This window comes from Amaricoccus sp. (assembly GCF_036846665.1).
Lineage (GTDB): Bacteria > Pseudomonadota > Alphaproteobacteria > Rhodobacterales > Rhodobacteraceae > Amaricoccus.
The window spans coordinates 1-6,724 of the sequence record NZ_DAIUBO010000211.1; the positions used below are offsets into that span (position 1 = coordinate 1).

The 6,724-nt window shown below is 70.0% G+C and carries 7 protein-coding genes and 1 pseudogene; 3 read left to right on the forward strand and 5 right to left on the reverse strand.

Annotated features, from left to right (window positions below):
* Nucleotides 1–586 (forward strand): DeoR/GlpR family DNA-binding transcription regulator (locus V7050_RS16660; RefSeq protein ID WP_324410866.1); only part of this gene is annotated, 586 nt, incomplete at its 5' end.
* The gene (locus V7050_RS16665) at nt 583–1,764 is read left to right on the forward strand and encodes a hexose kinase (protein WP_324410868.1); all 1,182 of its coding nucleotides are present in this window, start codon (nt 583–585) and stop codon (nt 1,762–1,764) included. The genes V7050_RS16660 and V7050_RS16665, both read left to right, overlap by 4 nt.
* Nucleotides 1,765–1,973: 209 nt before the next feature.
* Here V7050_RS16665 and V7050_RS16670 read toward each other — a convergent pair whose 3' ends face one another.
* From V7050_RS16670 to V7050_RS16685, 4 genes are all read right to left on the reverse strand, one after another.
* Nucleotides 1,974–2,993 carry a methylenetetrahydrofolate reductase gene (locus V7050_RS16670; RefSeq protein WP_324367736.1) on the reverse strand — a complete coding sequence of 340 codons (1,020 nt, stop codon included), beginning with the start codon at nt 2,991–2,993 and terminating at the stop codon, nt 1,974–1,976.
* Nucleotides 2,990–3,568, reverse strand: a complete 579-nt coding sequence (locus V7050_RS16675; protein ID WP_324367739.1) for a methylenetetrahydrofolate reductase C-terminal domain-containing protein — start codon at nt 3,566–3,568, stop codon at nt 2,990–2,992. The genes V7050_RS16670 and V7050_RS16675 overlap by 4 nt, the downstream gene beginning before the upstream one ends.
* A gap of 106 nt (nt 3,569–3,674) precedes the next feature.
* On the reverse strand, nt 3,675–4,436 hold the full coding sequence (locus V7050_RS16680; RefSeq protein ID WP_324367740.1) for an ABC transporter permease: 762 nt from the start codon (nt 4,434–4,436) through the stop codon (nt 3,675–3,677).
* Nucleotides 4,433–5,359 (reverse strand): ABC transporter ATP-binding protein, encoded by a 927-nt coding sequence (locus tag V7050_RS16685; protein ID WP_324367742.1) that lies wholly within the window; start codon nt 5,357–5,359, stop codon nt 4,433–4,435. Before V7050_RS16685 ends, V7050_RS16680 begins: the two co-directional genes overlap by 4 nt.
* A 182-nt stretch (nt 5,360–5,541) precedes the next feature.
* Between V7050_RS16685 and V7050_RS16690 the strand changes: the two genes are divergently transcribed.
* Nucleotides 5,542–6,264 carry a DUF1003 domain-containing protein gene (locus V7050_RS16690; protein WP_324367744.1) on the forward strand — a complete coding sequence of 241 codons (723 nt, stop codon included), beginning with the start codon at nt 5,542–5,544 and terminating at the stop codon, nt 6,262–6,264.
* Nucleotides 6,265–6,343: 79 nt separating this feature from the next.
* On the opposite strand, the pseudogene V7050_RS16695 reads toward V7050_RS16690, so the two are convergent.
* Nucleotides 6,344–6,724, reverse strand: a pseudogene (locus tag V7050_RS16695) (bifunctional methylenetetrahydrofolate dehydrogenase/methenyltetrahydrofolate cyclohydrolase); the annotation flags it as partial.

Here is a 6,724-nt window from a genome sequence, read left to right on the forward strand (position 1 = left end):
CCACGTCGAGTCGATGACGCACGAGCCAGAGGTCGCGACGCGCGGCGCCAACGTCGAGGAGAAGCGGCGCATCGCCGAGGCCGCGCTTGCGCACCTTCCCCAGGCGGGGGCGATCTTCATCGACGCGGGATCGACGACGGAGGAGCTCGTCCGGCTGTTCCCGAACAGGCGGCTGACGGTGTTCACCAACACGTTGACGGTCGCGAGCGCGCTCGCCGCGCTCTCCGAGGTGCGGGTGCACGCCCTCGGCGGGCGAGTCCGGGCGGAGACCCTCGCCGAGGTCGGCTCCCAGGCGCTCGCGACGATCAGCACGCTCAGCTTCGACCTCGCCTACGTCGGCACGAACGCCATCTCGGTCGAGCGCGGCCTCTCGACGCCCGACGTCGAGGAGGCCTCGGTGAAGGCCGCCATGATCCGCAACGCCGAGCGGTCCTGCCTGCTCGCCGACCACACGAAGTTCGCCAGGACCTCCCTCGTCAGGTACGCGGGCGTGGAGGAGCTCGACCTCATCGTGACCGGCCGCGAACTCGACGCCCAGCATCGCTCCGCGCTGAAGGGGCTCGACGTGGAGGGGAGCTACGCATGATCGTGACCGTGACGCCCGCCCCCGCGATCGACTGGACGGTCAAGGTGGACGCCTTCGACTGGGACGCCGTCAACCGTGTGGTCCAGAGCACGAGGGAGCCCTCCGGCAAGGGGCTCAACGTCTCCTGGGCGCTCCACCGGGCGGGCATCCCGACCACCGCCGTCTTCCCCGCGGGCGGCGAGACGGGGGCATACCTGCGCGACTGCCTCGCGCGGGAGGGCCTGCCGCACATCGTGATCGACACGGGCCGCGAGGTGCGCACCAACATCACCCTCGTGGCGCCTCCGGACCACTCGACCAAGCTCAACGAGGCGGGCGCCCCCCTCGACGCCGCTCAGGTCGCCGACCTGCACGACGCCATCCTCACCACCTGCAGGGGGGCGCGCATGACGCTGCTCTGCGGGAGCCTGCCGAAGGGCGTGGAGCCCGAGTTCCTGGCCCGCGTCGTGCGGGACCTGGCGGCGATCGGCACGCCGACGACGGTGGACACCTCCGGCGCGGCACTCGCCGCCGTCCTGCCCGCCAGGCCCGTCCTCGTCAAGCCGAACGTGCACGAGCTGGCCGACCTCGTCGGCGCCCCGATCGAGACGTTCGGCGACGTCGAGTCCGCGGCCCGCGAGACCATCCGGCGCGGCGCCGCGGCCGTGCTCGCGTCGTTGGGGGCGGACGGGGCGATGCTGGTGACGGGCGACCAGGCCCTCTACGGGCGGGCGAGGGAGATCCCCTTCGTGAACTCGGTCGGCGCCGGCGACGCGCTGCTGTCGGGCTACGTCGCGGACCGCATCGGCGGCGTGCCGACGCTCCTGATCGGCTCGATCGCGCAGGGCCTGTCGCTCTTGTTCTACCTGCCCTTCGACGGGCTCGCCTCGCTCTATGTGGTCTCGCTGATCTTCGGCCTGAGCCGGGGGGGCATCGTGCCGAGCTATGCGATCATCGTGCGCGAATACCTGCCCGCGCGCGAGGCGGGCCAGCGCATCGGCTTCGTGATCATGGCGACGATCCTCGGGATGGCGCTCGGCGGCTGGATGTCGGGATGGATCTTCGACGCGACCGGATCCTACCGGATGGCCTTCCTCAACGGCATCGCCTTCAACCTGCTCAACGTCGCGATCATGGTCCTGGTGCTCTGGCGGACGAGGGGCCCGAGGCCCGGTGCCGCCGCCCTGGAACCGGCGTGATTTCCGCGGGAAGGAGCTTGTGGCGGCGCCGCAATCTCTTCGCGGATTTGGCAGGTGACAAATCCGCGCGCTGCGGCCGAAGAACAGGCGCGAGGCAGTGCCTCTCCGGTGCCGGTTCGGGGGAGGCGTCCCACAGCGGGACGCTCTCTATGCATTTGTTATTGTTGCGTTTCTCAGGTAGTAGGTTGACCTGATGGTGACCGGACAGGCTAGACCGGCGCCGGGCGTGGTCTTGCGCTGCGCCGGCGCTGCGGCACCCGGCCCTTCAGCACGCCCGATTCCAGGATGATCTCCGAGACCTGATGCTCGCGGCGATAGGCCATGACATGGATGCCGGAGACGCCCTTGATCTCGCGGATCTGCTGGATCAGCTCGACGCAGATCCGCTTTCCCTCCGCCGCCGGTTTCGCGGCCTTCTCCATGCGCTCGATCACCGTATCGGGAATATGGATGCCCGGCACGTTCGAGCGCATCCAGCGCGCGGCCTTGGCCGAGGCGAGCGGGCCGACGCCGGCAAGCAGGTAGACGCGGCTGTCGACCCCGAGATCGCGCAGCCGCGCCATGAAGCGCTCGAAGACCGGCAGGTCGAAGATGTAGTTGGTCTGGATGAAATCCGCCCCCGCATCGACCTTCTTGGCCAGCCGCTCGGGGCGCCATTCGTGCGGCGGGACGCAGGGATTCTCCGCCGCCCCGAGGAACATCCGCGGCGGGTGAGTGATCTTGCGGCCCGAGAGGAACAGGCCCTCGTCGCGCATGGTGCGGATCGTGCGCAGGAGCGAGAGCGAATCGAAGTCGAAGACCGGCTTCGCGCCCGGCTGGTCGCCCACCCCGACGCCGTCGCCGGTGAGGCAGAGTACGTTCCTGACCCCCATGGCGGCGGCGCCGAGCACGTCGCCCTGGATCGCGATCCGGTTCCGGTCGCGGCAGGAGATCTGGTAGACCGTGCCGTAGCCGGCGCGGGTCAGAAGCGACGAGATGCCGATCGAGGACATGTGGCAGTTCGCGCCCGAGGCGTCGGTGGCGTTGATCGCATCGGCGACCTCGCCGAGCGGGCGGGCGGCCTCGAGCACATCGGCCGGATCGGCGCTGTCGGGCGGGTTGAGCTCCGCCGTCACCGCGAACTTGCCCGCGCGCAGCACGCGCTCCAGCCGGCTGCCCGAGACATGGCCCGGCGGCGGCTCCTCGTAGTGCGGGAAGCTGTCGCCGAGATCCTGATCCGCCGGGCTCATCGCCGCACCTCCTGGCTGACCGCCCGCGGCGGCTCCTCGGCCAGCGGCGCGGTCGCGGGCTCGATCTCGCGCGCTGCCGGGAAGGCCCGGGCGAGCGCGGTGCGCTCCGCCTCGCGCGCCTCGCGCAGTGCGGCCGCCTTCTCGCGGCTGACGCGCAGCCAGGACGAGGATCCCTTCAGCCCGTGATCCACCGGCGGCAGCACCTCGCGGATACGCGCGCCGTCCTCCATGCGCGTCGCCCCCTCCCAGGCCAGCACCCAGACGCAGCGCATGGCGGGCTTGACCTCGCAGAAGCCGCCCGGCCGCACGCCGCCGCAGGGGCCGTTTCGCAATTGCTTGGGGCAGTTCATCGGGCAGGACATGCTGGTGGAGGAGAGCACGCATTGCCCGCACATCCGGCAGTCGAAGAGCAGGCTCTTGACCCCCCGCTCGATCAGGGCGACCGGCGCCTCCACCCGGTCGTGGCCGATGCGCGCGAAGAGCGGGTCGAGGCCGATCATCAGCCGCTCGAGACGACGGTAGAGCCATTCGAATCCGCGGGAATGGCGCACGGCGAAAAGGCGAAGCCGGTACATGCCATCCTCCGTCGGCATTGCGATTCCGCCCCGATTAGAGCGCTTTCCGCGCCCCGGCGCATCACAAAACGACGGATCGGCGCTGGAAGCGGCCGGGATCTCCCGCTCAGTTCCGGAGCCGGTAGCCGGTGCGGAAGATCCACCAGACCACGCCGAGGCAGGCGAGGGTGAAGGCGAGGATCGCCAGCAGGCTGACGCCGATCCCGACGTCGCCCTCGCCGAAGAAGGACCAGCGGAAGCCCGAGACCAGATAGACCACCGGGTTCAGCAGGGTGATCTTCTGCCAGAGCGGTGGCAGCATCTCGATCGAGTAGAAGCTGCCGCCGAGAAAGACCAGCGGCGAGATGATCAGCATCGGCACCAGCTGCAGCCCGTCGAAGCCCCTCGCGAGGATGCCGAGGATGAAGCCGAGCAGGCTGAAGCTGAGGCAGGTGAGCGCGAGGATGCCGACCATCCAGACCGGATGCGCCACCGGCAGCGTGACGAAGAAATTCGCCGTGAGATAGATCACGAGGCCGATGACGAAGGACTTGGTCGCCGCCGCCCCGACATAGCCGGTCACGATCTCGAAATAGGAGACCGGTGCCGAGAGGAGCTCGTAGATCGTGCCGATGAACTTGGGGAAGTAGATCCCGAAGGAGGCGTTGGTGACGCTCTGCATCAGCACCGTCAGCATGATCAGCCCCGGCACGATGAAGGCCCCGTATTCCACGCCCTCGACCTCCTGGATGCGCGAGCCGATCGCCGTGCCGAAGACCACGAAATAGAGCGAGGTGGAGATCACCGGCGCCACGAGGCTCTGCAGGAGCGTGCGGCGGGTGCGCAGCATCTCGAAGCGGTAGATCGCGCGGATGGCCCGGGCGTTCATGCCGGCTTCCTCACCAGATCGACGAAGATGTCCTCGAGCGAGCTCTCCCGTGTCCGCAGGTCGCGCAAGGCAAGCCCCGCGTCGGAGAGGTCGCGCAGGAGCGAGACGATCCCGGTGCGCTCCGCGGCACGGTCGTAGGCGTAGCGCAGGCTGCGGCCGTCCTCCGAGAGCGCGAGGCCGTAGGAGGACAGCGCCTCGGGCACCGCCGCGAGCGGCGCCTTCAGCTCCACGGTCAGCTCCTTGCGGCCCATCTGGTGGATCAGACGGTCGCGATCCTCCACGAGCACGATGCGGCCCTCGTTGATCACCGCCACGCGGTCGGCGATCGCCTCGGCCTCCTCGATGTAATGGGTGGTGAGGATGATGGTGGTGCCGGCGGCCTTGAGCTGCCGCACGATCTGCCACATGCCCTTGCGCAGTTCCACGTCCACCCCGGCGGTCGGCTCGTCGAGGAAGAGCACCTTCGGGTCGTGCGCCAGCGCCTTGGCGATCAGCACCCTTCGCTTCATGCCGCCCGAGAGCTCGCGGGTCGCCGCGTCGCGCTTGTCCCAGAGCGAGAGGTCGCGCAGCACGCGCTCCACATGGGCATCGTCGCGGGGCAGGCCGAAGAGGCCGCGGGTGAAGGTCACGGTGTTCCAGACCGTCTCGAAGGGCTCGACGTTCACCTCCTGCGGCACCAGCCCGATCATCGACCGCGCCTCGCGGTAGGCGGTGACGATGTCGTGGCCGCCGACGGTGATCGCGCCCTCGCCGAGGCGGGCGATGCCGCAGATCAGCGAGATCAGCGTCGTCTTGCCCGCGCCGTTCGGCCCCAGCAGCGCGAGGATCTCCCCCCGCTCGATGTCGAGCGAGACGCCCTTGAGCGCCTCGAACCCGGATTCGTAGACCTTGCGGACGTCCCTGACCGATACGATCGCCGCCATCTGCTCTCCCTCGCCCCGTCTTCCCGGCGCCTCCGGCCACCGCACATGTCGCACGCGGGCGCGGGGTTCAAGGGGAAGCGGGAAATTCGCCGCCGCGGGCCGGACGGCACCCTTGTGGACATTTTCCGCCGCTCGGCGCAACTGGGTGCTGCAAGATCGAGGTCAGCGCGCGGAGGGCGGCGGTGAACGGAGGGCGCAACCGGGCCGGCCATGCCGGGACCTGCGGCATCTGCGGGCGCAGCCTGCCCGCCCGGGTGCTGACGGCGGTGGACCTGGTCCGGCCGCAGCTGGCGCAGCGCCTCGACGAGAGCCATCCCGACTGGCGGCGGAGCGGCTTCGTCTGCCGCGACGACCTCGCCACGGCCCGGCGCGCCCATGTCGAGCGGATGCTGCGGGAGGAGCGCGGCGAGCTGACCCGCCTCGACCGCGCGGTGATCGACAGCATCGACCATCGCGGCACGCTGACCAGCGATACCGAGGCGGAATTCGCCGGGCGGACGGGCTTTGGCGACCGCATGGCCGATCGCGTCGCCGCCTTCGGCGGCAGCTGGGCCTTCATCCTGTCGTTCCTCGCGGTGCTGGTCGCCTGGATCGCCTTCAATTCCGCCCTGCTCTTCGCCGCGGACAGGTTCGATCCCTTTCCCTTCATCCTGCTCAATCTCGTGCTCTCCTGCATCGCCGCGGTGCAGGCCCCGCTGATCATGATGAGCCAGCGCCGCCAGGAGGCCAAGGACCGGCTGCGCGCGGAGAACGACTATCGCGTCAACCTGAAGGCCGAGGTCGAGATCCGGCATCTGCATGAGAAGCTGGACCACCTGCTGGTCCGGCAATGGGAGCGGCTGACCGAGATCCAGCAGATCCAGCTGGAGCTGATGGAGGATCTCGACCGCGACCGCAAAGGCTGAGGCACCGGGTTCGGCCGGGTGTGCGATGCGCCCCGCGACGGGATCGGCCGGGGCGGCCGGCCCTTGGCCAGGGCCGCGGTCAGACGGCGAGGCCGGCCGGCGCCTCCAGCCCGTTGGCCCGGCAGGCGGCGGTCAGGGTATTGGCGAGCAGGCAGGCGATGGTCATCGGCCCGACCCCGCCGGGCACCGGCGTGATCGCGCCCGCGACCTCGGCGGCGCTGGCGAAATCCACGTCGCCGACCAGCCGCGCCTTGCCGTCCGGCCCCTGCACCCGGTTGATGCCGACGTCGATGACGGTCGCCCCGGGGCGGATCCAGTCGCCCTTGACCATCTCCGGCCGGCCCACGGCCGCGACGAGGATGTCGGCCCGCGCGCAGGTCGCCGCCAGATCGCGGGTCCGGGAATGGGCGACGGTCACCGTGCAGCTCTCGCCGAGCAGGAGCTGCGCCATCGGCTTGCC